22 protein-coding genes are annotated in these 25,021 nt (G+C 68.8%); 7 read left to right on the top strand and 15 right to left on the bottom strand.

Features of this window, described 5'->3' with window-relative positions:
• The first annotated feature begins 86 nt into the window (after positions 1 to 86).
• Positions 87 to 947 (top strand): LysR family transcriptional regulator, encoded by an 861-nt coding sequence (locus ACN8ZM_RS31170; RefSeq protein ID WP_420211710.1) that lies wholly within the window; start codon positions 87 to 89, stop codon positions 945 to 947.
• Between the two features lie 100 nt (positions 948 to 1,047).
• Here ACN8ZM_RS31170 and ACN8ZM_RS31165 read toward each other — a convergent pair whose 3' ends face one another.
• From ACN8ZM_RS31165 to ACN8ZM_RS31155, 3 genes are all read right to left on the bottom strand, one after another.
• Positions 1,048 to 1,521 carry a nuclear transport factor 2 family protein gene (locus ACN8ZM_RS31165; RefSeq protein ID WP_060342270.1) on the bottom strand — a complete coding sequence of 158 codons (474 nt, stop codon included), beginning with the start codon at positions 1,519 to 1,521 and terminating at the stop codon, positions 1,048 to 1,050.
• 67 nt (positions 1,522 to 1,588) lie between these two features.
• Positions 1,589 to 2,773, bottom strand: coding sequence for an amidohydrolase family protein (locus ACN8ZM_RS31160; protein ID WP_420211709.1), 1,185 nt, complete (start codon positions 2,771 to 2,773; stop codon positions 1,589 to 1,591).
• A gap of 87 nt (positions 2,774 to 2,860) precedes the next feature.
• Complete coding sequence (locus ACN8ZM_RS31155; protein WP_420211708.1) at positions 2,861 to 4,060, bottom strand: amidohydrolase family protein; 1,200 nt, start codon at positions 4,058 to 4,060, stop codon at positions 2,861 to 2,863.
• A 464-nt stretch (positions 4,061 to 4,524) separates the two neighbouring features.
• Between ACN8ZM_RS31155 and ACN8ZM_RS31150 the strand changes: the two genes are divergently transcribed.
• Complete coding sequence (locus tag ACN8ZM_RS31150; protein WP_027790262.1) at positions 4,525 to 5,172, top strand: glycine zipper 2TM domain-containing protein; 648 nt, start codon at positions 4,525 to 4,527, stop codon at positions 5,170 to 5,172.
• A 199-nt stretch (positions 5,173 to 5,371) separates the two neighbouring features.
• Here the strand turns inward: ACN8ZM_RS31150 and ACN8ZM_RS31145 are convergent, their stop codons facing one another.
• The 3 genes from ACN8ZM_RS31145 to ACN8ZM_RS31135 form a co-directional block, all read right to left on the bottom strand.
• Positions 5,372 to 6,763 (bottom strand): amino acid permease, encoded by a 1,392-nt coding sequence (locus tag ACN8ZM_RS31145; protein ID WP_043186400.1) that lies wholly within the window; start codon positions 6,761 to 6,763, stop codon positions 5,372 to 5,374.
• Between the two features lie 106 nt (positions 6,764 to 6,869).
• The gene (locus tag ACN8ZM_RS31140) at positions 6,870 to 8,120 is read right to left on the bottom strand and encodes an NAD(P)/FAD-dependent oxidoreductase (protein WP_205822196.1); all 1,251 of its coding nucleotides are present in this window, start codon (positions 8,118 to 8,120) and stop codon (positions 6,870 to 6,872) included.
• A 31-nt stretch (positions 8,121 to 8,151) separates the two neighbouring features.
• Positions 8,152 to 8,505: a RidA family protein gene (locus tag ACN8ZM_RS31135; RefSeq protein ID WP_420211707.1), complete on the bottom strand. Its 354-nt coding sequence runs from the start codon at positions 8,503 to 8,505 to the stop codon at positions 8,152 to 8,154.
• A gap of 287 nt (positions 8,506 to 8,792) precedes the next feature.
• Between ACN8ZM_RS31135 and ACN8ZM_RS31130 the strand changes: the two genes are divergently transcribed.
• The 3 genes from ACN8ZM_RS31130 (at position 8,793) to ACN8ZM_RS31120 (ending at position 11,750) form a co-directional block, all read left to right on the top strand.
• Entirely contained in the window at positions 8,793 to 9,428 is a 636-nt protein-coding gene (locus ACN8ZM_RS31130) for a helix-turn-helix domain-containing protein (protein WP_089451581.1), read from the top strand.
• 157 nt (positions 9,429 to 9,585) lie between these two features.
• A complete protein-coding gene (locus ACN8ZM_RS31125; RefSeq protein ID WP_301768245.1) occupies positions 9,586 to 10,095 on the top strand; it encodes a GNAT family N-acetyltransferase in 510 nt (169 codons plus the stop codon).
• 296 nt (positions 10,096 to 10,391) lie between these two features.
• Entirely contained in the window at positions 10,392 to 11,750 is a 1,359-nt protein-coding gene (locus ACN8ZM_RS31120; protein WP_420211706.1) for an aspartate aminotransferase family protein, read from the top strand.
• Between the two features lie 196 nt (positions 11,751 to 11,946).
• On the opposite strand, the gene ACN8ZM_RS31115 is transcribed toward ACN8ZM_RS31120, so the two are convergent.
• The 5 genes from ACN8ZM_RS31115 to ACN8ZM_RS31095 all read right to left on the bottom strand — a co-directional run bounded on the left by ACN8ZM_RS31115 (position 11,947) and on the right by ACN8ZM_RS31095 (position 17,988).
• Positions 11,947 to 13,149, bottom strand: a complete 1,203-nt coding sequence (locus ACN8ZM_RS31115) for a serine hydrolase domain-containing protein (RefSeq protein WP_420212694.1) — start codon at positions 13,147 to 13,149, stop codon at positions 11,947 to 11,949.
• Positions 13,150 to 13,226: 77 nt separating this feature from the next.
• On the bottom strand, positions 13,227 to 14,423 hold the full coding sequence (locus ACN8ZM_RS31110; RefSeq protein ID WP_420211705.1) for a serine hydrolase domain-containing protein: 1,197 nt from the start codon (positions 14,421 to 14,423) through the stop codon (positions 13,227 to 13,229).
• Positions 14,424 to 14,501: 78 nt separating this feature from the next.
• Complete coding sequence (gene hydA, locus ACN8ZM_RS31105) at positions 14,502 to 15,917, bottom strand: dihydropyrimidinase (protein ID WP_420211704.1); 1,416 nt, start codon at positions 15,915 to 15,917, stop codon at positions 14,502 to 14,504.
• Between the two features lie 10 nt (positions 15,918 to 15,927).
• The gene (locus tag ACN8ZM_RS31100; protein WP_043186387.1) at positions 15,928 to 16,656 is read right to left on the bottom strand and encodes a maleate cis-trans isomerase family protein; all 729 of its coding nucleotides are present in this window, start codon (positions 16,654 to 16,656) and stop codon (positions 15,928 to 15,930) included.
• 33 nt (positions 16,657 to 16,689) lie between these two features.
• Positions 16,690 to 17,988, bottom strand: coding sequence for an MFS transporter (locus tag ACN8ZM_RS31095; RefSeq protein ID WP_043186384.1), 1,299 nt, complete (start codon positions 17,986 to 17,988; stop codon positions 16,690 to 16,692).
• Positions 17,989 to 18,160: 172 nt separating this feature from the next.
• Between ACN8ZM_RS31095 and ACN8ZM_RS31090 the strand changes: the two genes are divergently transcribed.
• Positions 18,161 to 18,877 (top strand): GntR family transcriptional regulator, encoded by a 717-nt coding sequence (locus ACN8ZM_RS31090; RefSeq protein WP_420211703.1) that lies wholly within the window; start codon positions 18,161 to 18,163, stop codon positions 18,875 to 18,877.
• Between the two features lie 43 nt (positions 18,878 to 18,920).
• On the opposite strand, the gene ACN8ZM_RS31085 is transcribed toward ACN8ZM_RS31090, so the two are convergent.
• Complete coding sequence (locus ACN8ZM_RS31085; RefSeq protein ID WP_420211702.1) at positions 18,921 to 20,096, bottom strand: M20 aminoacylase family protein; 1,176 nt, start codon at positions 20,094 to 20,096, stop codon at positions 18,921 to 18,923.
• Between the two features lie 49 nt (positions 20,097 to 20,145).
• Entirely contained in the window at positions 20,146 to 21,378 is a 1,233-nt protein-coding gene (locus ACN8ZM_RS31080) for a diaminopropionate ammonia-lyase (RefSeq protein WP_420211701.1), read from the bottom strand.
• Between the two features lie 158 nt (positions 21,379 to 21,536).
• Here ACN8ZM_RS31080 and ACN8ZM_RS31075 point away from each other — a divergent pair, with 158 nt between their 5' ends.
• The gene (locus tag ACN8ZM_RS31075) at positions 21,537 to 22,013 is read left to right on the top strand and encodes an Lrp/AsnC family transcriptional regulator (RefSeq protein WP_043186374.1); all 477 of its coding nucleotides are present in this window, start codon (positions 21,537 to 21,539) and stop codon (positions 22,011 to 22,013) included.
• Between the two features lie 67 nt (positions 22,014 to 22,080).
• On the opposite strand, the gene ACN8ZM_RS31070 is transcribed toward ACN8ZM_RS31075, so the two are convergent.
• Positions 22,081 to 23,802, bottom strand: a complete 1,722-nt coding sequence (locus ACN8ZM_RS31070) for a tannase/feruloyl esterase family alpha/beta hydrolase (RefSeq protein WP_420211700.1) — start codon at positions 23,800 to 23,802, stop codon at positions 22,081 to 22,083.
• Between the two features lie 28 nt (positions 23,803 to 23,830).
• Positions 23,831 to 24,979 (bottom strand): porin, encoded by a 1,149-nt coding sequence (locus ACN8ZM_RS31065; RefSeq protein ID WP_301768237.1) that lies wholly within the window; start codon positions 24,977 to 24,979, stop codon positions 23,831 to 23,833.
• Between the last annotated feature and the right edge of the window lie 42 nt (positions 24,980 to 25,021).

Genomic DNA, 25,021 nt, shown 5'->3' with positions numbered 1-25,021 from the left:
ACCGCGATTGCCCGCGGCGTCCGGCCATGTTAAAAGTCGTCGCACGCATTTGGAAATGAAATGTTCGAATCCACAGAAGTGCAGAAATGAATAGACCCCTGTTCGACCTCGACCTGCTGCGCGCGCTCGTGATGGTCGCCGACTGCGGCAGCTTCACGACGGCGTCCGCGCGCCTGCATTCGACGCAGTCGACGGTCAGCCAGAAGGTGCGCCGGCTCGAGGAAATCGCCGGGCACCGCCTGCTCGACCGCGGCACGCGCGACGTGCGGCCGACCGATGCGGGCGTGACGGTGCTCAGCTACGCGCGGCGCATGATCGCGCTGAACGACGAAATGCAGGAAGCGCTGTCGGGCACCACGGTCGCGCTGACGATCCGGCTCGGCGTGCCCGACGATTTCGCGGCAGGCCGCACGACGCACGCGCTCGCGGCGTTCAACCGCGAGCATCCGCAGGTCAAGCTCGAAGTGATGTGCGGGCTGAGCCGCGACATCAGCGCGGCATACGACCGCGGTGAGCTCGACCTCGTGCTGATCAAGCAGCGGCGCGACAGCCGCGAAGCCGTCGTGCGCTGGCCCGAGAAGCTGCGCTGGATCGACAGCGCGAAGCATCCGTCGATCGATCTCGACCCGGTGCCGATCGTCGTGTTTCCGCCGCGCGGGCTCTATCGCGACGACATGATCAAGGCGATCGAGGAGCGCGGCCGCCGCTGGCGGATCAGCTTCACGACGTCGAGCCTGAGCGGCATCCAGGCCGCCGTCGCGGACGGGCTCGGCATCAGCGTGCTACCGGCGCGCGTGGTGACGGACGAGCACGTCGTGCTGACCGCGAAGCAGGGTTTCGCACCGATCGAGCACATGGACATCGCGATCCTGCATCGACCCACGGCCGACCCGATGGTCAGCGAACTGACGAAGTCGCTCGCGACGATGCTGGAGCTCGAGGAGTAGCAAGAAAGCCGGATGCGGCGGCAATGTGAAGGACGCCGCCGCCGCGCCGGCACGGCCGATGCAATGAGATCGCGGAGCGCGTCGACACGCCCGGTACCCGTCAGAACATCGTGTTCCCGTTCGCGGCCTGCTCGGGCACGGGTTGATTGACGTCCCAGTGCTCGACGATCTTGCCGTTCTCGAGCCGGAAGATGTCCATGATCGCGCTGCCGCGCGTGCCGGGTTCGCGCACCGCGTGCACGTGCAGGATCACGTAGTCGCCGTCGACGAACGAGCGCTTGATCTCGCTGTGCGACTGCGGATATTTGTCGCGCAGGAATGCGACGAACTTGCGGAAACCGTCGCGGCCGTCGGCCGCGTTCGGGTTGTGCTGCACGTAGCGATCGCCGACATACGCGAGCGCGGCGTCCGCGTCTTTCTCGTTCAGGCCTTTTTCGTAGAACGCGAGCACCGTCCGCCGGTTGGCTTCCTGCTGCGCGTCCGTCGGCCCGGCCGCCACCGCATGCGCGGCGCTCACGGCGAACAGGGCCGCCGCCATCCATCGTGCGGCCCGTGCCGCTGTCGTGCGTCGCATCGTCGTCTCCCGGGAGATCCGGCTGAAAACCGGATCATACCGGGGCGACGCCGCGCGCAGGCGTCACTCAGACCAGCGCGCCGTTGCGCGCGACGATCTTCCCCGACGACACGACGAGCCGCCGCACCGGCCGTGCGACGACGGCCTCGGCGAACGTCAGCGCGTCGACCAGCACGACGTCCGCGCGGCTGCCCGGCTGCAGCCCGTAATCACCGAAGCCGCAACCGCGCGCCGCGCCGTTCGTCACGCAGTCGAGCGCGACTTCGAGCGCATCGTCGCGGCGGAAATCGTTGCGCATGCCGATCAGCATCGCGCGTTCGAGCATGTCGGGCGATCCGTACGGCGTCCACGTATCGCGCACGCCGTCGTTGCCGCCGATGACCGTCACGCCCGCCGCGCGGCACGCGGCCACCGGCGGCACGGGCACCGCCGCGGGCGCGGTCGTGACGAGCCCGACGCCGAGTTCGGCCATCCGCGCCAGCAGCGCATCGCGCTCGCGTTCGGCGATATCGCCGAGACAGAACCCGTGGCTGATCGTCACCTTGCCCTGCATGCCGTGCGCGGCCGTGCGCTGCAGGATCAGGTCGAGCGAGTACGCGCCCATCGATCCGCGCTCGTGCAGGTGGAGGTCGAGCCCGCGGCCGTGGCGCTCGGCGATCGCGAACAGCACGTCCACCGCCTCGACCGGATCGCCCTCGATCGCGCACGGGTCGAGCCCGCCGAGCAGATCGGCGCCGGCGGCGAGCGCGTCGGACAGCAGCGCATCGGTGCCCGGCCGCTTGAGCACGCCCGATTGCGGAAACGCAACGATCTGGATGTCAACTTGCCCGCGCAGCGTCTCGCGCGTCGCGAGCACACCGTGCAGATGCCGCAGCCCAGCTTCGGTATCGATGTCGACGTGGGTACGGATGCGCGTCGTGCCGGCCGCGAGAAACGCGCGCGCCAACGCGAGCGATGCGACACCGGCATCATGGCCGCTCGTCGCGCGATAGTGGCGTTCGTTCTCGATCCGGTCGACGAGGCGCGGCCCGACCTGGTTGCGATACCACGGCATCCCCCAGTGCGTCTTGTCGAGGTGCGTGTGGCCTTCGACGAGGCCCGGCAGCGCAAGCGCGCCCGCGCCGTCCTCGATCGCGCAGCCGGCGGGCGCGTCGAGCGACGGGCCAACGCGCGCGATGCGATCGCCTTCGATCAGGATGTCGAGCGCGGCGTCGGCGCTCGGGCGGACGTTGCGGATCAGCAGGTTCGTCATGTCGGTTCCGGTGTGGTCGGTCAGTGCAATCAGTGCAGTCACAATGCGAACGGGGCACGGCGCGGGCCGTGCCGCCGCTCAGGTCGGTCAGCGCGTGAAGCGCAGCGCGGGGGCGAACGGTGCGCCCGTGTCGCTTTCGCCACGGCGGAACACCCAGCGCTCGGCCGGCACGCCCGCGACGGCCGCCGCCGCGTTCGGCGCACGCACCGCGACGAACGTCGCATCGCAGCCGACCGCGATTCCATAGTTCTCCTTGCCGATCACGCGCGCGCCGGCGTGCGTCGCCATGTCGAGCGCGATGCCGAGCGCTGCGTCGGTGTAGAAGCCCGACCGATAGCCGACCATCATCGCGCGCTGCAGCATGTCGCCGTTGCCGTACGGCCACCATGCGTCACGGATGTTGTCGTTGCCTGCGAACACGTGCACGCCCGCATCGCGCAGCGCTTGCACCGGCGGAAACGCGCAGTCGCCCGGCGCGTTCGTCAGGATCGACACGCCGGCATCGGCCAGCGCCGCCGCGGTGCGCTGCACGTCGTCATCGCTCACCTGGCCGAGCGCATACGCATGGCTCACGTTCACGCGGCCGCCGAGCCCCGCCGCGCGCGTGCGCGCCGCGATCCGCAGCAGCTGCGCGATACCCGTTTCGCCCGGCTCGTGCAGGTGGATGTCGATCTTCGCGCCGCGCTTCTCGGCGATGCCGAACACGATGTCGAGCTGGCCGTCCGCATCGCCGTCGAGCGTCGTCGGGTCGATCCCGCCGACCACGTCCGCGCCTTCGCGCACGGCTGCGTCGAGGATCTCGGCGGTGCCCGGGCACGTGACGACGCCGGCCTGCGGAAACGCGACGAGTTCGATATCGACGATCCCGCGCCATTGCTCGCGCGCGGCCATCACGGCCTGCAGGTTCGACAGGCCCGTCGTCGCATCGACGTCGACGTGACTGCGCATCGCGACCGTGCCGAATGCGGCGGCCTGCGCGATCAGCGCATTCGCACGCTCGACGATCGGCGGCGCGGCCGCGAGCTGGCGCTTCTCGACCGCGAGCCGCTCGCGCAGCGAGCCGACGGATTCGTGCGGCACCCAGCGATCGCCGACGAAGCTCTTGTCGAGGTGGATGTGGCCGTCGACGAAGCCGGGCAGCACGACGCGGCCGTCGAGGTCGATCGTTTCCGCGCCGGGCGCGGCCGCGCAATCGGCGCCGATCGCGGTAAAGCGGCCGTCACGGACGACGAGGTTGATGGGCTGGCCGCCGGCGTCGACGGCGTTGATGAAGAGGCGTTCGGTCATGGCTCGGAATGTGGGGCGGTCGCGGCGCGACGCCGGCGCGGACAGGGGAAGGCACCGCAGCCGGCACGGCGCGACCGTTGGCAGGGAATCCGGCCACGATATCGGACGCCACCGCCCGAGGCCAATTAAATGTCGCGATGCCGCGCATTCGATTTCGCGATGCGCGGCGCGCGCGGCCGCCGGCCCCGGCACGGCGATGGGGCGGGATCGCGGTGAAAGCGACCCAAAAACCGCTGGCCGCGCAGTGTCGGCATCACCGGAAAGCGGGTGTCCGGAGGCCGTCTCGCGCCCTCGCCGGCCGCCGTTTCAGCGCGCCGCCCGGGCGGCGATTTACGCGGCAACAGACTTTACACGTTGTTACCCGGCCGCACCGGACGCGCCTCCGGCCATTCCTTATACTCACGCCGAGTTCGCCACCCGTCCCGGAATTCGTCGGCGAACCCGTTGCCGATGCAGGAAACATCATGATGCGCATGCCTTCCACGAAGACCGTTCTGTTCGCCTCGCTCGTCGCCGTCGCGGCGCTTCCGCTGACCGCCTGCGTCGCGCCGGGTTACTACGGCGCGCAGCCGGGGTATCCGCAGCAGCAGCAATACGCGACGCCCGGCTACGCGCAGCCCGCGTATTCGCAGCCGGGCTACGTGCAGCAGCAACAGCCGTATCCGAACCAGGCGCCGCAGCCGTACGATCAGTACGGCAACCAGCAGCAATACGGGTCGCAGCCGTATGACCAGTACGGCAATCAGCAGCAGTACGGCAACGGCTACGGCACGCAGTACGGCACCGTCTCGAACATCCAGCCGGTCAACGGTTCGGTCGGCCCGTCGGGCGTTGCCGGCACCGTCGTCGGTGCGCTGGTCGGTGGCCTGGTGGGCAACCAGTTCGGCCGCGGCCACGGCCGCGATGCGGCGACCGTGATCGGCGCGCTCGGCGGTGCGGTGGCCGGCAACCAGATCGGCCAGCAAATGGGTGCCGCGCAAGGCCCGAGCAGCTACCGGATCGACGTGCAGGTCAGCGACGGCACGATGCGCTCGTTCGACGTGCAGTCGCCGGGCAACCTGCGGCCGGGCGATCGCGTGCAGATCAACGGCAATCAGCTCGCACGCTATTGATTCCGATCCGGTGCGCCTGACCTGATCGGGCGCATCGTTGCGCGGTTGACGTCGGGCGCGGGTCCGGCGCGACCGCGCGCCTGCTTCACGCCATCCTTATCGTTCGTGCCGGCGCGGCGCGCATGACGCGCCGCCGGTACTGCCACGACGCCTCGCCCCCATCGCACGACCGCTCCCCCCACACCAGCACACCTGGCCGTCACACACGCTCGACGCCAAGGCCGACGCGCGTCGACCGCGCAGCCGCCTGCAGGTGCCGTGAACGCCGGTAGATGATCGCCATCAGCGCCATCACCGCCGCGCCGGCATACAGCGACCCGCGCGTCGTCGGATCGACGCCGAGCATCACGAACACGAACGCGACGAACACGAGACAGATCCACGACGTGACCGACGCATACGGCATGCGGAACGCCACCGTCTCGCCGCGCGCAGCCAGCGCGCGCCGGAACCGCATGTGCGTCAGCACGATCATTGCCCAGATCACGGCCACGTCGAACGACAGGAACGACATCAGCCAGCCGAACACGCGCGCCGGAATCACGTAGTTCAGCACCACGCCGACCGACATGAACAGCACGGTCGCCCGCACCGCGCGCGACGGCGACCCGCTCGCGCTCAGCGCGGCGAACGACGCAGGCGCGAGGCCGTTGCCGGCCATGCTCGACAGCATCCGCGCACCGCTGAACACGATGCAGTTGAAGCTCGACAGCGCAGCCGTCACGACCACGAAGTTGACGATGCCGGCCGCCTGCCGCAGCCCGAGCGATTCGAACGTCGTCACGAACGGGCTGCCATGCTCGCCGAGCTCGTGCCACGGATACAGCGCCATGATGATGAACAGCGCGCCGACGTAAAAAATCAGGATGCGCCACAGCACCGAGTTGATCGCGCGCGGGATCATCTTCTGCGGCTCGCGCGCCTCGCCGGCGGTCAGGCCGATCATCTCGACGCCCGCGAACGAATACGCGACGATCGGCAGCGCGCTCACGACCCCGAGCACGCCGTGCGGGAACACGCCGCCGTAGCGCCACAGGTTCGACAGGCCGACGGGCACGCCGCCGTGGCCGATTCCCGTGAACACGATCAGTGCGCCGCCCGCGATCATCAGCACGATCGTCACGACCTTCACGATCGCGAACCAGAACTCCAGCTCGCCGTACACCTTCACGTTGAGCAGGTTGAATGCCGAGATCGCGGCGATCGCCGACACGACCCACAGCCACTGCGGCACGTCCGGAAACCAGAAGCCCATGTAGATGCCGATGGCGGTCGTCTCCGCGACGCCGACGCCGACCATCAGCAGCCAGTAGCTCCAGCCGACCACGTAGCCGGCGAACGGCCCGACGTATTCGAACGCATACGCGCCGAACGAGCCGGACACCGGCCGGTGCACGGCCATCTCGCCGAGCGCGCGCATGATCAGGAAGATCATCGCGCCGCCGATCAGGTAGGCGACGAGCGCGCCGGGCCCGGCCGCCTTGATCGCGGACGCCGAGCCGAGGAACAGGCCGACGCCGATGGCCATGCCGAGGGCCATGAACGAAATCTGGCGCGCGCCGAGTTCGCGCCGCATCGTGTGCTGTTGCATGTTGTCTCCAGTCGTTGATCGTCGCGGCAAGCCGGATCGGCCAGCCGCTGGACGGAGCGACCGGCGTCGTGCGCCGGCCGCCCTGCTGCAGCGCACGGTCGCCGGTTCAGCGGCCGTGCAGAAAGCGTTCGACGCGAAACGGCGCCGGGTCGACGAACGGCTGCGTGCCGGTCATCAGGTCGGCGACCAGCCGGCCGGTCACGGGGCCGAGCGTGAAGCCGTGATGCGCATGCCCGAACGCGAACCACAGATCGCGGTGGCGCGGCGCCGCGCCGATCACGGGCAGCATGTCGGGCGTGCACGGCCGGCGGCCGAGCCACGGTGCGCCGTCGACGCGCGCGCCGAGCGGAAACAGCTCGCGCGCGACCGGTTCGACGGCGGCGAGCTGGGTCGGCGTCGGCGGCGTATCGCGATAGCCGAGCTCGACGCCGGTCGTCAGGCGGATGCCGCGCGTCATCGGCGTGATCAGGAAGCCGCTGTCGGCATCGAGCACGGGCCGGTTCAGCCGCGCGCCCGGCTGCGCCGCGTAGTGCATGTGATAGCCGCGCTTGACCGCGAGCGGCAGCGTGTAGCCGAGCCGCTCGCACAGCAGGTCCGACCAGGGCCCGAGCGCGACGACCGCCGCGCGCGCGTCGACCGGGCCTTGCGCGGTGTCGACACGCCAGCCGTTCGCGGCCGACAGCGTCAGCGCATCGCCGGTCAGGATGCGGCCGCCGAGCTGCTCGAAGTGACGCGCATAGGCGGTCACGAGCGCATTCGGATCGCTGATCGAATCGGAGCCCGTATAGCGCAGCGCGCCGACCAGCGCACGGCTCAGGTTCGGCTCCGCGTCGCGCAGCGCGGCCGCATCGAGCGCGTCGAAGGTCACGCCGTATTCGGCGCGCCAGCGCTCGGCGTCGCGCGTTTCGGCATCGCGCGTCGCGGCCGTGCGGAACACCTTCAGCCAGCCGCCTTCGCGCAGCAGCGCGCCGGCGCCGGCCGCTTCGATCAGCGCGCGATGCTCGGTCACGCAGTGTTCGATCAGCGGCGCATAGGCGCGCGCGATCTCGGCATGGCGCGCCGGATGCGAATTGCGCCAGTAGCGGTACAGGAACGGGATCAGCTTCGGCAGCGCGCCGACGTGATAGCGGACGTCGGGCGAGCGGTTGCACGCGTATTTCAACAGCGTGCCGAAGCCGCGCGGAAACGCATACGGATACACGCCTTCGCGCTGGATCAGCCCGGCATTGCCGAGCGACGTCTCGTTGCCGGGCGCCTTGCGGTCGACGAGCGCGACCGACAGGCCGCGCTGTTGCAGATGAACGGCGACGGATACGCCGATCATGCCGCCGCCCAGGACGAGCGTGTCGAATGTCATCGGGAATTCCTCGGGGCGGGCGGCGCGGGCGTCAGGCGAGCGCGGTCACGGCGATCTCGACGTCGAGACCGGGCTTCATCAGCAATGCCTGCACGCATGCGCGGGTCGGCGCGTGGCCGGCCGGTACCCATGCGTCCCACACCGCATTGAACGCGTCGAAGTGCGCGGCATCGCTGAGCCACACGTTGGCCGTCAGCACGCGCGTCTTGTCGATGCCGGCCGATGCGAGCAGCGCGTCGATGCGCGTGAGGATTTCGGTCGCCTGCACGGCGATCGGCGCGCCGGCCGTATCGGGCACCTGGCCGGCCAGATGGACGAAGCCGTTCGCGATCACGACCTGGCTCATGCGTGCGCCGGTCTGCAGACGTTTGATTTCACTGGACATGGATTGCACCTTCGCGGGCCCGGCCGCGAGCGGCCGGAGAAATGACTGGGAAAGACCGCTGCCGTGCGCCGGATCGGGCAGCCGCCGCACGGGCGAGCTGCGCCGATTCGCACACGTGTCGTTCACGCCGGCCGCACCGGCCCCGCGAGTTTCGCGTCGTCCGATGCTAGAGTGGCCGTCACGCCCACCATCGGCGATTTCGACGAAAATTATCATATACGAGAAAATTTATTCTCGTATACGACAAAACCCGTATTCACGCCGCGCGTGTCGCGCCCCGTATCCGCATGCCCAAATCCACCGTTCCCGTTCCGCCGCCCACCGACGCCCCGCCGCAGCTCGACCACCAGACGGTCGGCGCGCGGCTGCGCGACGCGCGCAAGTCGCGCGGCCTGACGCTCGCGCAACTGTCCGAGCGCTCCGGTATCGCGGTGTCGACGATTTCGAAGGCCGAACGCGGCGACATCGCGCTCACCTACGACAAGTTCGCAGCGCTCACGCATGCGCTCGCGCTCGACTTCGACACGATGTTCGGCCGCCCCGCGCCCGCCGGCGCGATGACGCCGTCGTTCACGCCGGCCGGCCAGCAGATGGTCTACGACACGCCGAACTATGCGTACGGGATGCTCGCGAACGACCTGACCGGCAAGCGGATGGTGCCCGTGCGCGGGCGGATCCATGCGCGCAAGCTGTCGGACTTCGCCGACTACATCCGGCACAGCGGCGAGGAGTTCGTGTTCGTGCTGAGCGGCGAGCTGGAGCTGCGCTTCGAGAACGGCCATGCGTACCGGCTGAGCGCCGGCGACAGCCTGTATTTCGACAGCGCGGTCGGGCACGTGTACCTGAGCCTCGGCGACACCGATGCCGAAGTGCTCGCGTGCTGCGTCGACGGCGATGCAACGCGGCCGCGCGACGCGATCTGAAGACTGCCGCGCGGCACCCGACGCCCGATACAGTCGGGATGCGCAATGCGTCGAACGCCGCGACGCGGCATCCGGATTCCCATTACGATAAGGACGATGCATCCCGCGGCCGCAGCGGCCCGCGCCGGCATGCACGACCCTCAACCGGAACTCCCCGATGACGATCACGACCCGCCTGCTCGACGCGGCCGACGCCGCCCGTTTCCAGACCGTTCGCCTGCGTGCAGTCGACACCGCGCCCACCTCTTTCCTGCCGACGCTCGACGAAGAATCGCAGGTGCCGGTCGACGAATTCGCGACGCGCATCACGCCGACCCATGAACGTGCCGTGTTCGGCGCGTTCGACGGCGACACGCTCGTCGGCATCACCGGCGTGCGCCGCGATGCGCGCGTGAAGATCGCGCACAAGGCGACGATCTGGGGCGTGTTCGTCGATCCCGCGTATCGCGGGCAAGGCATCGCGCAAACGCTGCTCGAAAGCGCGACCGCGCATGCGGCGCAAGCGTGGCAATGCAAGCAGCTGATGCTGTGCGTGAACGAGGTCAACGCCACCGCGGAGCGGCTGTATGCGTCGCAAGGGTTCGTCCGGTTCGGTACGGAGCCGCGCTCGATGTTCTTCGATGGCCGCTTTTATGACGAGCACCACATGGTCAAGACGCTCGGGTAACGCTAACCAGCGGCGAACGGGCATCGTGAGACGCAGCCAGACGCGTCCTTGTGCCCGCTTCGTCCGCACCGGATCCGATGCCAACGATGTGAGCGCCCACCAACTTTTCATGCAATAAAACAGGCCGGGCCGACCCTCGCCGGTTTATGCGCAAAAACTTTTAGAAAAAATATCTGCGCGTCGGCCCCGCCCCACGTTGCCGCACCCACGCCAACCCGCCTCCGTAATTCCGCCCCTGTTCATCCCCCCTGCGCCCGCGCTATCGTTTCCGTACCTTCACAGCCCAGGAGCTGCCTTTGCCTTCCCGCCACGGAGTCGACCTCATCCGCGCCCGCGCGCTGTTCGATCGCGAGCGCCGCGCATTCAGCGAAGCGATGCCTGAATCCCGCGCGCTGTCCGCGGAAGCATCCGAGCACTTGCTGTTCGGCGTGCCGTTGCACTGGATGCAGGACTGGTCGACGCCGTTCTCGCTGTATGTGAAAGAGGCGCGCGGCGCGACGTTCACCGACGTCGACGGCCACCGCTACGCCGACTTCTGCCTCGGCGACACCGGTGCGATGTTCGGCCATGCGCCTGAACCCGTCGCGCGGGCACTCATCGAGCAGGCCACCCGCGGCTACACGACGATGCTGCCGAGCGAGGATGCCGCGTGGGTGTCGCGCGAACTTGCGCGCCGCTTCCGGTTGCCGGTCTGGCAGTTCGCGCTGAGCGCGAGCGACGCGAACCGCTTCGTGCTGCGCTGGGCGCGCGCGGCCACCGGCCGCAACGCGATCGTCGTGTTCAACGGCTGCTATCACGGCACGGTCGATGACGTATTCGTCGATCTCGTCGACGGCCGCCCGGTGCAGCGCGACAGCCTGCTTGGGCAGTCCTACGACCTGCTCGCGAACACCCGCGTCGTCGAATTCAACGACCTGGCCGCGCTCGAAGCGGCGCTGAAAGGCGGCGACGTCGCCTGCGTGCTCGCGGAACCGGCGATGACGAACATCGGGATGGTGCTGCCCGATCCGGGCTTCTGGGAAGCAGCGCGCGAACTGACGCGCCGCTACGGCACGCTGCTCGTGATCGACGAAACGCACACGATCAGCAGCGGCCCGGGCGGTTACGCGGTCGCGCACGATCTCGAGCCGGACATGCTGGTGGTCGGCAAGCCGATCGCAGGCGGCGTGCCGTGCGCGGTGTACGGATTCAGCGCCGAATTCGCGGAACGCGCGAAGCAGGCGAAGCTGAACGCGCCGCCCGGCCATTCGGGAATCGGCACGACGCTCACCGCGAACATGCTCGCGATGCATGCAATGCGCGCGACGCTGGCCGAAGTCGCGACCGACGCGGCCTACGCGCACATGTTCGAACTCGCCGCGCGGCTCGCCGGCGGGCTCGAACAGGCGATCGCGAAACGCGGGTTGCCGTGGTGCGTGACGCGCATCGGCGCGCGCACCGAGTTCCAGTTCGCGCCCACGCCGCCGCGCAACGGCACGCTCGCCGGCGCGCAGCTCGACAGCGAACTCGAGCACATCGTGCACCTGTACCTGCTGAATCGTGGCGTGCTGATCACGCCGTTCCACAACATGATGCTCGTGTGCCCGCAGACGACGGCCGACGACGTCGATCGCCTCGTCGCGCAGTTCGACGCGTGCCTGGGCGAACTGGTCTGACGCCACACGCGCCCGGCTCGCGATCGCGCGGGCCGGGCGCATTCGCCGCCAAGCACCACCTCCCGCCTGCTTTGGCAGATCCGTCGGATCGATCTCCGTACCCGGCACGCCTTCGGCGCGCGCGCTCAACGCGAGTTCGCCATGCAGCACTGAGCGCGTCTCGATGGAAGCCCACACGGACGCACCACCATCCAGCCTACTTCGGCAGATCGGTCGGATCGACCTGCGTGCCCGGCACGCCTTCGGTTCGCGCGCTCAGCGCCAGTTCGTCGTGCAGCACCGCGCGCGTTTCGACGGTAGCCGGCCCCGCCGCGCCGCCGTCGAGCGCCGGCAGGATATAGCCATTCACCATCCGGCGGAACAGCTTCACGTTCTCCGCGTCGCGCAGGCCGCCGTCCACCGGCAGCACGCCCGTCATCACGATCACCGTATTGCGCTTGGGCAGCACCGTGATGAACTGCCCCTTGAAGCCCATCGCGTCGAACTCGGGCTCGCTGTCGACGATGTTGTTGATCCACCAGTAGTAGCCGAAATGCGGCGACACGGCTGGCTGCGTCATCTGCGCGATCCATGCGCGCGGCACGACTTGCCGCCCCTGCCAGCGGCCGCCGTCCAGCACGAGCATGCCGATCTTCGCCATGTCGATCGCGCGCAGCCGCAGCCCCCAGCCGGCCGACACGAGCCCCGTGCGGTCCGCGCGCTCCCACGCCGCGTGCTTCATGCCCAGCGGGCCGAACAGCCGCGCCTGCGCCACGCGCTCGACCGGCTCCCCCGCGGCCGCGCTCAACATCGCAGACGCCAGGATCGGATTGACGTCGGTGTACTCGAACTCGGTGCCCGGCGCGACCTTCGGCTGCGCCGACGCGGCGAGCTTCAGCCGGTCCGGCGCGGTGTAGTAGATCGGATCGTCCTTCGGGCTGAAGTCGTAGTGCAATCCACTCGACATCGACAGCACATGCTTCAGCTGGATATCGCGCTTGTCCGCGAGCGCGCCGCCGAGGTCGGGACGCCACGCGGCAAGCCGCGCGGCGACCGGATCGTCGAGATGCACCGCGCGCTGATCGACGAGGATGCCCGCGACGAGCGACGTCACGGCCTTCGTGACCGAGTACAGCTCGTAGGTCGCGTCACGCGACGCATTGGCGCCGTAGCGCTCGAAGATCAGCTTGCCGTCCTTCACGATCAGCAGGCTGTACACGTCGAGCTTCTGCTCGCGGATCCAGCGCGACAGATCGACGAGCCGCCGCGAATCGACGCCGACCTCCTCCGGCGCGGCGGCGGCGATGCCGGTTTCATGCAGCGGCAGCGACGCATCGGCCGCCTGTGCGGCAGAAAGCGCGGGCGCGAACGCACCGCCGCCGATCAGCAGCGCCGCGAGCCGCGCGAGCAGCCGTCGCATGAAAGGCACGGCGCGCGAGGCGGGCCGCCGCACGTCGGGCCACGCAGCCGAGCCGGCCATCATGTTCGTCATCCTCATCAAATCTCCGGTGCGTCGTTGAACGCGGTGGCGGTACCGGGCACGCCCTTCGTCTGCCGACTGCGCGCGAGTTCGTCGCGCAGCGCCTGCGTCGTCTCGGCACGCTCGACCGGCGGCTGCGCCGGCGTCAGCGCGGGCAGGATGTAGTCGCCGACCATCTTGCGATACAGGTTCAGATAGGTCGCATCGCGCAGCCCGCCGTCGGTCGGCAGCAGGCTCGTCATTACGACGACCGCGCGCTGCGCGGGCAGCACCGTGATGAACTGCCCCTTGAAGCCCATCGCGCCGAACTCGGGCGTGCCGTGCTCGACCACATGGTGAATCCAGCAGTAGTAGCCGTAATCCGCCGCAGCCGGCGACGGCGTGGTCATCTGCCGGACCCAATCGGCCGGCACGACCTGCTGGCCGTTCCAGCGGCCCTGATCGAGCAGCAGCATGCCGAGCTTCGCCATGTCGACGGCACGCAGACGCAAGCCCCAGCCGCCGGCCACCGCGCCCGTGCCATCGGCGCCGCTCCAGCGGTAGTGCGCGAAGCCGAGCGGCTCGAACAGCCGCTTGCGCGCGAATGCGTCCTCGCGCTCGCGCGCGGCGATCGACACGGCCGTGCCGACCAGCACGGGGTTCACGTCGATATAGTCGAACTGCTTGCCGGGCGGCTGCGCCGCGCGGCTCGTCACCGCGACGCGCAACCGGTCCGGCGCGTCGTAGTACAGCGGATCGGTGCCCTCGCGCGTCGTGTAGCGCAGCCCGCTCGACATCGCCATCAGGTGCCGCAGCTCGATGTCCTGCTTGTCCGCGAGTTCAGCCGCGAGATCGGGCCGCGCGGCTGCGATCAACGGCGCGACCTTCGTCGCCGGGCCGAGCTTGCCCTCGCCGTCGAGGATGCCGGCGAGCAGCGCGGTGACCGTCTTCGTCACCGAATACAGCTCATAGTTGTTGTCGCGCGTGAGGCCATCGCCGTAGCGCTCGAACACGATCCTGCCGTCCTTCACGACGACGAGGCTGCGCACGTCCATCCGGTCGCGGCGCAGCCATTCGGACAGCCGCACGAGCGGCGCCGAATCCACGCCGACCGATTCGGGCACGACGCTCGGCATGTCCTGCGGCGCATTGCCGGCGGCCAGCGCCGGGCCGCCGCACGAACCGGCGACGACGGTCGCCGCCACGAGGCGCCGCATTGCGTGGGAAACGCTCATGTCCGCTCCTTCAAAATCGTTTGATACGGATGACGCCCGCGCGTCGCGCGGGCGCTCCTCGTTCCGTCGCATCGAACGTCAATCCAGGCACGGCTTGCCGGCCGGCAGGAAGCGTCCGCGCCCCGGCTCGGCCGAGAGCAGCCGGCCGTCCTCGACGAGCAGCTCGCCGCGCGACAGGCAATGACGCGGCCAGCCCGTCACCTCGATCCCTTCGTACGGCGTGTAGTCGACCGCGTGATGCAGCGACGCGTTCGCGATCCGCACGCGCTTGTCCGGATCCCACACGACGATGTCCGCATCGGCGCCGATCGCGATCGTCCCCTTGCGCGGATACAGCCCGTACAGCTTCGCGGGCCGCAGCGACGTCAGCTCGACGAACTCGTGCAGCGACAGCCGCCCTTCGCGCACGCCGTTGAACAGCAGCGGCAGCCGCGTCTCGAGCCCCGGGATGCCGTTCGGGATATGGTCGAACGACACCGGATGCCCGCCCGGATGCTTGCCGCACGGATCGTCGTAGTTGAACGGCGCGTGATCGGACGAGAACACCGAGAACACGCCCTGCTTCAGCGCCTTCCACACGGCCTGCTGGTTCGCCGGATCGCGCGGCGGCGGGCTGCACACGCACTTCGCGCCTTCGTAGCCGTCGTGGCCATCGTGACCGAGATCGGCGGCGGTCAGATACAGGTATTGCGGGCAGGTTTCGGCGAGGATCGGCAGCCCGCGCGACTGCCCCCAGCGGATCTGCTCGATCGCCTCCGCGCCCGACACGTGCACGATCAGGATCGGCACGTCGACGAGTTCCGCGAACGCGATCGCGCGATGGGTCGCCTCGCGCTCGACCACGGCCGGCCGCGCGTGCGCATGGAAATGCGGCGCGACGTGGCCGTCGCCGAGCAGCCGTTCGGTCAGCCAGCCGATGCAGTCGGAATTCTCCGCATGCACCATCACCAGCGCGCCGTGCTCGCGCGCGACCGACAGCACGTCGAGCATCTGCCGGTCGTTCAGCTTCAGGTCGTCGTAGGTCATGTACACCTTGAACGACGTATAGCCGTTCGCGATCAGCCGCGGCAGCTCTTCCGCCAGCACGTGCGGCGTCGGATCGGCGACGATCAGGTGGAAGCCATAGTCGACCAGCGCGCGCCCTTCCGCACGCCGGTGATAGTCGTCGACGGCCGCCTGCAGCGACTGGCCCTTCGCCTGCGCGGCGAACGGGATCACGGTGGTCGTGCCGCCGCACAGCGCCGAGCGCGTGCCGGACAGGAAGTCGTCGGCCATCCGCAGCCCGTCGGGCATCGGCTGGTCGAGGTGGCAGTGCGCATCGACGCCGCCCGGCATCACGAGCATCCCGCTCGCATCGAGCTCGCGCGGCGCGCGCGGCAGCCCGTGGCCGAGCATGGCCACGCGCCCCGCGCGAACGCCGATGTCGCACGAGAACCGGTCCGCCGCCGTCACGACGTCCGCGTGACGGATCACGAAATCGAGATCGTTCGACATGGCGCGCGCCTCAGATCACGTCGCTGAAGAGCCGCCCCCAGCCCTTCACCTGCCGCGTGTCGTAATCGGCGAGCTGCAGCGATTTCCACACGACGGTCGAGATCGTGTCGTAGATCGGGATGCCCGTCTCCTCTTCGAGCGCCGGCACGAGATGCGCGGCGTTCAGGTTCGTGCAGAAGATCGAGATCGCGCGCGGGCCGGCCTTCGCGACTTCGCGCACCATGTCGCCGATCGTGTCGCCCGCCACTTCGGAGAACGAGAAATTGACCTTCAGGTTCAGGTGGCGCTCGGCGATGCAGTTCAGGCCCGAGCGGCGGTAGTTGTCGACGATCTTCGTCTGCACGTCGTCGAGATACGGCGTGACGAGGCCGAACTCGTGCGCGTTCGTCTTCTTCAGGATCTCGTTGAGCGCGAGCACCGACGTGGTGGCCGGAATGCCGGTCGCCGCGGTGATGCGCTCGCACAGCCGCTCGTCGGCCTCGAAGCCGAGCCAGCCCGACGACGTGCCGTTCCACGCGATCACGTCGACCTTCGCATCGGCGAGCAGCATCGCGGCCTGGATGATCTTGTCGTCGTCGAACTGGCCGAGCGCCTGGCCCGTCAGCGAGATCTCGGTGACCGGGAAGCGCGCGAAGTGCGCGGACACGCCCGGCAGGCCGGCGACCATCGCGCTCGTCAGCGGTTCGAGCGAGGTGTTGGAAGACGGCGTGAGCATGCCGAGCAGCGTACGTTTTTTCATGATGGGTTTCTCTCTACCAGTGAAAAGGGTCGGTCAGACCGGGAGCTTGCTTTCGTAGTCGATCGCGCTGGAGCACACGAGCAGGCCGACGCCGGCCGCCGCGAACACCATCAGCGCAAGGAAATAGGAACCGGTGAACTGCACGATCGCGCCGACGACGATCGGCACGGTGACGCCGCCGATGTTGCCGCCGAGGTTCATCAGGCCGCCGAGGAAGCCGATCTTGTTGCGCGTGCCGAGCGACGACGGGATGCACCAGTACAGCCCGCACCAGCGCAGGAAGAACAGCGTCGACGACAGCAGCGCGACGCACACGATCGGGTCCTTCACGTACGCGACGGAGAAGATCGACACGGTGGCGATCACCGCGGCGATACCGAACAGCGTGCGCATCACGACGTTCGGACGGCCGCCCGCGGCCTTCCACTTGTCGGCGATCCAGCCGCCGAGCAGTTCGCCGACGAAGCCGCTGAAAAAGATGATGAAGGTCGAGCCGCCCATCTGCTTGATGTCGAAGCCGTGCACCTTGTGCAGGTAGTTCGGCATCCACGTAAGCAGCCCGTAGAACACGCTGTTGAAGCACATCCAGCCGAAGAACATGCACCACACCGAGCGGTACTTGAAGAAGTCGCGCGAACGGCCCGACGCGCCGGCCGGCTCCGCCGCGAGATCGCTCGCGTGCGACGCCTCGATGTAGTCGGCTTCGAGATCGTTGACGCCCGGATGCTCGCGCGGCGTGTTGCGGATGTAGTACCACGCGACCACGCCGGCCAGCACCGTGCCGACGCCGGCCACCGCGAACGCGAGCCGCCACGAACCGAGCAGCGCGATCAGCCCGGCGATCAGCACCGCGCCCAGTGCCGCGCCGAGCGGTGCGCCGCCGTCGAGCAGCGTGGCGCCGCGGCCGCGCTCGGTCTGCGTCATCCAGATCGCGTTGAGCTTGCCGCCGGCCGGATAGATCGGCGCTTCGGCCGCGCCGAGGCCGAGGCGCGTGAGCAGCAGCGACGGCGCGTTCGTGCACAGCGCCGCGATCGCCTGGAAGAAGCCCCAGAACACGGTGGCCGTCGCGATCACGATGCGCGGCTTGAAGCGGTCGGCGAGCATCCCGCCCGGGATCTGCATCACCGCGTAGGTCCAGAAGAACGAGCTGAGGATCAGACCCTCCATCGCAGGCCCGATGTTGAACTCCTGCGAGATGTAAGGCATGGCGACGGACAGCGACGCGCGATCGACGTAGTTGATCGCGATCAGGCTCAGCATGACGACGAATATCTTCCAGCGGACGGCGGACTTGCCGACCGTCAAGGCGGCGACACCGGAGGTTGAAGACATGGACGGACTCCAGGATTGAACGAGGATGGTCGGAACGTCGCGCAACGTGGAGCCGAGTATAGGATTAGAAATTTATAATTACACATGGTGTAAACGATTGGTTTTATTGGAATTGTGTTTACGTTATCGGCGAGCTTGGCCTGCACCGGGATCGTGATAAGCTTGCACCATCATGAGCCAGACACCCCGCAATCCCCTGCTTCTGCGCACCCGCGGCATGGCCGCGGAGATCGCCGCGCGCCTGCGCGTGATGATCGACGAGGGCGAGCTGCCGCCCGGCGCGCGGATCGACGAGAAGGAGCTCAGCCTCGCGTTCGACGTGTCGAAGACGCCGCTGCGCGAAGCGCTGAAGGTGCTCGTCGCGGAAGGGGCCGTCACGCACCGCCAGTACATCGGCTATCGCGTCGCGTCGATCGACCTCGACGACCTGATCTCGACCTTCGAGCTGCTGCACGGCCTGGAAGCGATGGCCGGCGAGCTGTTGCGCCGGCGGATCGGCGCGGCGACGCTCGCCGCGCTGCAGGCGAAGCACCGGCGGATGGTCGAATGCCACGAGGCCGGCAAGCGCGTCGAGTATTTCCGGCTGAACCAGCAGATTCATCAGATGATCGTCGACGCGGCCGGCAACCCCGTGCTGTCGGGCATCTACGCGTCGTTGATGTCGAAGGTGCATCGCGCGCGCGGCGCGGCGAACGCGGATACCTTGCGCTGGGCCGAGTCGCTGCACGAGCACGACGAAATCATGGCCGCGCTCGCCGACCCCGACCATGCGGTGCTGCCGCAGGTACTGCGCAGCCATTCGGAGAACACCGCGCGCGAAGTGCTCGCCATCCTCGACCGGACGACGGGCACGGCCGACCCGCAGGGCAAGCGCGCGGCCGAAGCATGACGGCCTCGCCACGCGAGCGCGTGGCGGCCTGAATTGTCGCCCGTTACGCGGCGCGCAGCGCCCGCCGCGCCACTTCCGCGAAATACCGCGCGCCCACCGGCAGGATCTCGTCGTTGAAATCGTAGCCCGCGTTGTGCAGCGGCACGCCGCCGCGCCCGGCCGCCTCGCCGTTGCCGATGAACACGAAATTGCCGGGCACGGCCTGCAGGAACGCGCCGAAATCCTCCGAGATCATCATCGGCTGCACGTCGGCGTTCACCGCGTCCGCGCCCGCGACCTGCGCCGCGGCCTGCACGGCCGTGTCGACCCATTCCGGGGAATTCACCGTCGGCGCGAACTCGTGCGTGTAGTCGAACGTGCACGCCGCGCCGTGCGTGCGGCAGATCCCTTCGCTGATCTCGCGCATCCGCGTGGCCAGCAGCGCCTGCACGTCGCGCGAATAGCTGCGCGTGTCGCCCTTGATCGTCACGGTCGACGGCAGCACGTTGCGCAGCCCGTCGGTGATGAACTCCGTACACGAGATCACGGCCTGCTGGCCCGGATCGAGATTGCGCGACACGATCGTCTGCAGCGCGAGCACGACCTGCGCGCCGATCACGATCGGATCGATGCCCATGTGCGGGCGCGCCGCATGCGTGCCGCGTCCGTCGATCCGGATCACGAAGTTGTCTTCGCTCGCCATGATGCCGCCCGCGCGCGTCGAGAAGGTGCCCGCACGCATCCCCGGCATGTTGTGCGCGCCGAAGATCGCATCGACCGGAAAGCGCTCGAACAGCCCGTCGGCCATCATCGCCTTCGCGCCGCGGCCATGCTCCTCGGCCGGCTGGAAAATGAAACGCACGGTGCCGTCGAAATCCTTGCGCTCGGCCAGCAGCTGCGCGGCGCCGAGCACCATCGACATGTGGCCGTCGTGCCCGCACGCATGCATCTTGCCGGCCGTGCACGATGCGTATTCGCGGCCCGGCGCGTGCTCGGCGATGTTCAGCGCATCCATGTCCGCGCGGATGCCGATCGCGCGTTTGCCGGTGCCGGCCGTCAGGTTCGCGACGAGCCCCGTGCCGCCGATCCCGCGATGCACGTCGAGCCCGAGCGTCGTCAGGATGCGCGCGACGTAGTCCGACGTGTTCACTTCTTCGAAACCCGTCTCCGGATGCTGGTGCAGATGGCGGCGCCAGGTCTTCAATTGCCCCTGCAGCGTGCTTTCTTCGATTGCGTCCATGGCGTTTGCCTCGTCAGTCGTAGTCGGTCGGAATCGGTCGGGATGTCGTTCAGGCCGCGACCGCCGCGCGGTCCAGCCAGGCGCGCTGCCGCGCGAGCACCGCGTCGGCCGTCTCGCCGACGCACTGCCGATACACGGACGGCGCCGTCGCGCCTTCCGTATTGATCGCCAGCACGCGCGAATGCGCGTCGAGCCCCACCTGCCGCGCGAGCACCGGGTCGCGCATCAGCACCTCGAGCCCCGCGACGCCGGCCGCGCCCGATTCGCCGGCCACGAGCGGCACGTCGCGTTCGCTGCCGGCCGCGAGGCCGCGCATCGCCTGCACTGCGTCCTCGTCGTCGATCAGCATGAAGTAGTCGACGCACATCTCGAGGAAATCCCACGCAAGCGGCGACGCCTCGCCGCACGCGAGCCCGGCCATCACCGAATCGACGCTGCCGCTCGCCTTGGTCGCGCGCCCGGCCAGTGCGCTCTGGTACAGGCAGTCGGCCTGGCGCGGCTCGACCACGATGAAGTGCGGCCGCTGCACGCCGTCGCGCTCCCACAGATAACTCGCGACGCCCGCGGCGAGGCCGCCCACGCCGCCCTGCAGCAGCACATGCGTGAACGGCCGCCCGTCGTCCTGCGCCGCCTGCGCGGCGGCCTCGGCCGCGATCACGCCATAGCCCTGCATCACGTCGCGCGGAATCGCTTCGTAGCCGTCGTACGACGTATCCGATACGACATACCAGCCATTCTCCTGCGCGAGCTGCGCCGCGCAGATGACCGACTCGTCGTAGTTCCCCTCGATGCGCACGATCCGCGCGCCGTACGCCGAGATCGCGCGCTCGCGCTCGGCTTCGACGTTTGCGTGCAGCACGATCACGCACGCGCAGCCGATCGCGCGCGCGGCGGCGGCGAGCGCACGGCCGTGATTGCCGTCGGTCGCGCTGATCACCGTCAGGTCGGCCAGTTCCGCCGCGTAGCGGCCGGTGACGAGCCCTTGCGGATCGAGATCCTGCGTGCGCCGCAGGCGCTTCACGAGCCGCACCAGCGCGATCGGCGCGCCGAGCGCCTTGAAGCTGCCGAGCGGCGAGCGGCACGACTCGTCCTTCACGCTGACGCTCGCGACGCCGAGCCGCGCAGCGAGATCCGACAGCGCGCGCAGCGGCGTGCGCGCGTTGCCGACGAGCGGCCAGTGCGACAGCCACGCGCCGCTTTCGTCGGCCGAGGCGATGTTCATCACGCGGCGCAGCGCGTGGGGATAGGCGGCGCGCGATGCGCGGGGGTTGGCGATCAGCATGGCGGGCAGCACTCCGTGAGTCGGTTCGGGTCGGGCGCGCACGGGTTGCACGCGCCGCCGGTTCGAAAAATAATATTGCGCACGCGGGTCAATAAAATCGCCAATTCGGCGGCCGTCACGCAAAAAATTCTCATTCTTTCGAGGCTTCACGCGCCATCATGACCACCCCACTCGATGCGTTCGATCGCAAGCTGCTGATGGAACTCCAGCGCGACGCGCAGACGCCGCAAAGCGAACTCGGCGCGCGCGTCAACCTGTCGACCGCCGCCGTGAACCGGCGCCTGAAGCGTCTCGCGGACGACGGCGTGATCGAGCGCTACACGGCCATCGTCGCACCGGACAAGGTCGATCATCCGCTGACGATCGTCGTCAACGTCGAAGTCGAAAGCGAGCAGATCGACCAGCTCGACGCGATGAAGCGGACCTTCGAGCGCTGCCCGCAGATCCAGCAGTGCTACTACGTGACCGGGGAATGGGATTTCGTGCTGATCCTCGCCGTGCGCAACATGGATCAGTACAACGCGCTCACGCGTGAACTGTTCTTCGCGAACAACAACGTGAAGCGGTTCAAGACGCTGGTGAGCATGAGCCGCGTGAAGGTCGGGCTCGAGGTGCCGGTCGAACCGGGCGAGTAAGTGAGCGGTTGCACACATGAGGCGACCGGCGCTTGCATGCGCCGGTCGCCTCCCATCGACGGCTACGTCAGCGACAGCTGAAGCTGGCCGCCGAATTCACGTCGCCCGACCCGTTGTAGCGCGCCACCTGCGGATACGGGCACAACGGCCGCGTGCGTCCCGCGCCCCAGGACGCGGGCACGTCCGCATTCGGCACCGCGTTCGTCGCATCGCGCGCGGTAGCGACCACCGCGCCGGGCGCCTGCCCCTGCTCGACCCACGCGACGAGCGGCGTCAGCAGGTCGAACTGGTCGGCTGCCGGCCCGCCCGAGCAGTGGTTCATCCCCGGCACCGGATAGAAGCGCGCGAAATCCGACGCATCGCCGCCGTTCGCCTGCGCGACCCGCGCGTACCAGTCGCGCGTGTCGTCGAACGAGAACACCGGGTCGCCGGTGCCGTGATAGACGAGCAGCTTCGCTCCGCGCGCCTTCAGCGCGGACAGGTTGGTCTCGTCGGGCGGCGTCATGAACGACCACGCGGATTCCGTGTACACGCCGCTGGTCGCGAAGATCGCCGGCGCGTCGTTGTCCATGTCGAAGGCGAGCGCGAAACCGGGCAGGTTCGCGAGCGTCGCGGCGGTTTTCGGCGGCGTCATGAACGTGAACGCCATCGCGGCCGGGTCGAGCGTGATCGAATTCGACTGCTTCCACGCAGCCCAGCCGCTGCCGGCGATGCCCGGATCGTACGGAAAGCCCGCGTAGAGCGCCGTGCCCGCGCTGTTGCGTGCGCCCGTGAACACGTTCTCGAGCGCAGTCTTTTGCGCGGTCGTCAGGCAGGCACCGGTGCGCGTGCCGTTCGCGCAGGTCGGGATGTCCGACTCGACGCTGAAGTGCGCCTGGCACGCGGCGACGTCCTGCACCATCCCGTCGGCCGCGCCGTCGAGCGCATCGCATTTCTCGAGGATCTTCGCGCCGACGAACTGCCGCTCCGCGTCGGTGAAGCCGCTGCGGATATCGGGCAGCCCGTTCGATCCGGTCGCCGATGCGATCTTCGCGAACTGCTGCGCACCAACCATCTCGCCGATCGCCGCCTTCGGCAGATGAAAGCCCGGATCGCCCGCGATGATGCCGTCGTAGTCGGCCGGGTTACGCACCGCCGTGACCATCGCGTGACGGCCGCCGTTCGAGCAGCCGTCGAAATAGCTGCGGTCGGGCGCCTTGCCGTACGCGAGCCGGATCACCTGCTTCGCCATCGGCGTCAGCGCATCGACCGCGCCGTAGCCGTAGTCGATGCGCGCCTGCGGATCGATGCCGAACAGCGGATTCTGCGCGGCGCTGTGCCCGGAATCCGAGCTGATCACCGCGAAGCCCTGGTTCAGCGCGTCGGTCAGCGGCCCGCCGCCGCCGATCTCGCCGGTCGCGGTCACGACGTTGCCGTCGAGCCCGCCGTTCGCCTGGTAGAAGAAGCGGCCGTTCCACGCCTTCGGCAAGCGCATCTCGAAGCCGATCGCATAGGTCTTGCCGTCGACCGCGCTCACGCGCTCGTTCATCTTCCCTTCGATCACGCAGTGCTCGGCGATCGGCTTGCCGGCCACCGTGAGCGCGCCGGCGGCCGCGGTCGTCACCGACGTGAACGACGTGTTCGCATACGCGAGCGTCGCGGCGAGCACGTCGCAGGTCTGCGCCATCGCGGCCGGTGTCGCAGCGCTCAGGTGCGTCGGGGCGGCATTCACCGAATCGTCGCCGCCGCAACCAGCGAGCATCGCAGCGGCGATTGGCGCAATGCAGAGGAATGCAGAATGTCTGTTCAAGATAGCTCCCGTTCGTCAGGCAGTCGACTCAGAACATGTGCTTGATGCCGACCATCGCGCCGAGCTGCCCCATTCCTTCGCCGGGCGTCGTACCCGCGCCGCCGCCGCTGACCGCGTAGCGTGCATGCGCGCTGTTCCACAGATACGAGCTTTGCGCGTAGACGGACGTGCGCTTCGTCAGCAGATAAGTCGCGCGCAGCGTGGCCATCGTCGCGCGTGTGTCGTGTGCGCTGTTGACGATCCGGTAGCCTTCGCCGTCGACGACGAAATCCGGCTTGACCGCATACGACGCCCCGACGAAGAACAGGTCGGAATGCGCACCGGCCGCGGCCGGCGAACCGGTCGATACGCGCCGCCCGATCCAGCCCGCGCCGATCCGCGCGCCGGCCGCCTGCGCGTACGCGCTCACGTGCGTGCGCGCGTCCTTGCCGCCGCTGCTGGTGAAAGCGACCGGCGCGATGCCGTCGAAAAAGTTCGCGGCCGCGCCGGTGCCGCCGCGCTGTTCCTCGTACGAGGCCGCCGCACCGAAATACGCGCTGTCGTACTTGAGCATCACCGACCAGTTGCGACACTGGACGGCGTCGCCCGGCACTTGCCCCGCGCACGTGCCCTGCCCCGGAGAGTTGCCGGTGCCCGCGCCGTCGCGGCCGAACGAATACGCCGCGCCGAGCGTCACGCCGCGGTACGTGCCTATGTAGGTCACTGCGTTGTCGGCGCGCCCGTTCGGCACGTACGCATCGAGCGAACCAAGCCCGTAGATGTCGGGGCCGATGATGTCCGCGCCCTGCAGCGCGAGGTAGGTCATCGTGTACTGGCGGCCGAACGCGAGCGTGCCAAAGCCGCCCTTCAGCCCGACGAACGCCTGCCGCCCGAACAACCGCCCGCCCTGGCCGAGATCGCCGCCGCGCACGTTGAAGCCGCTTTCCAGCGTGAATACCGCCTGATAGCCGCCGCCGAGATCCTCCGCGCCGCGCAGCCCCCAGCGCGACGGCAACTCGCCCGTCACGGCCGGCATGCGCACCACGTGGTCGCCCGCCGCGTTCGCGTGCGACACGAATTCGACGCCCGTATCGATGATGCCGTACAGCGTCACGCTCGACTGCGCGTGTGCCGCCGGCGCGGCCAGCGCGCAGCAGGCGCCGGCGGCCAGCAGGCCGTTCCTGGTGCTCTTGTTCATGTCGTTGTGTCTCCAGACCTTGAGTAATCGCGCGCTCTGACG

This window comes from Burkholderia aenigmatica, assembly GCF_048627025.1.
Taxonomy (GTDB): Bacteria; Pseudomonadota; Gammaproteobacteria; order Burkholderiales; family Burkholderiaceae; genus Burkholderia; species Burkholderia aenigmatica.
This window is presented reverse-complemented; position numbering and strand designations above follow the sequence as displayed.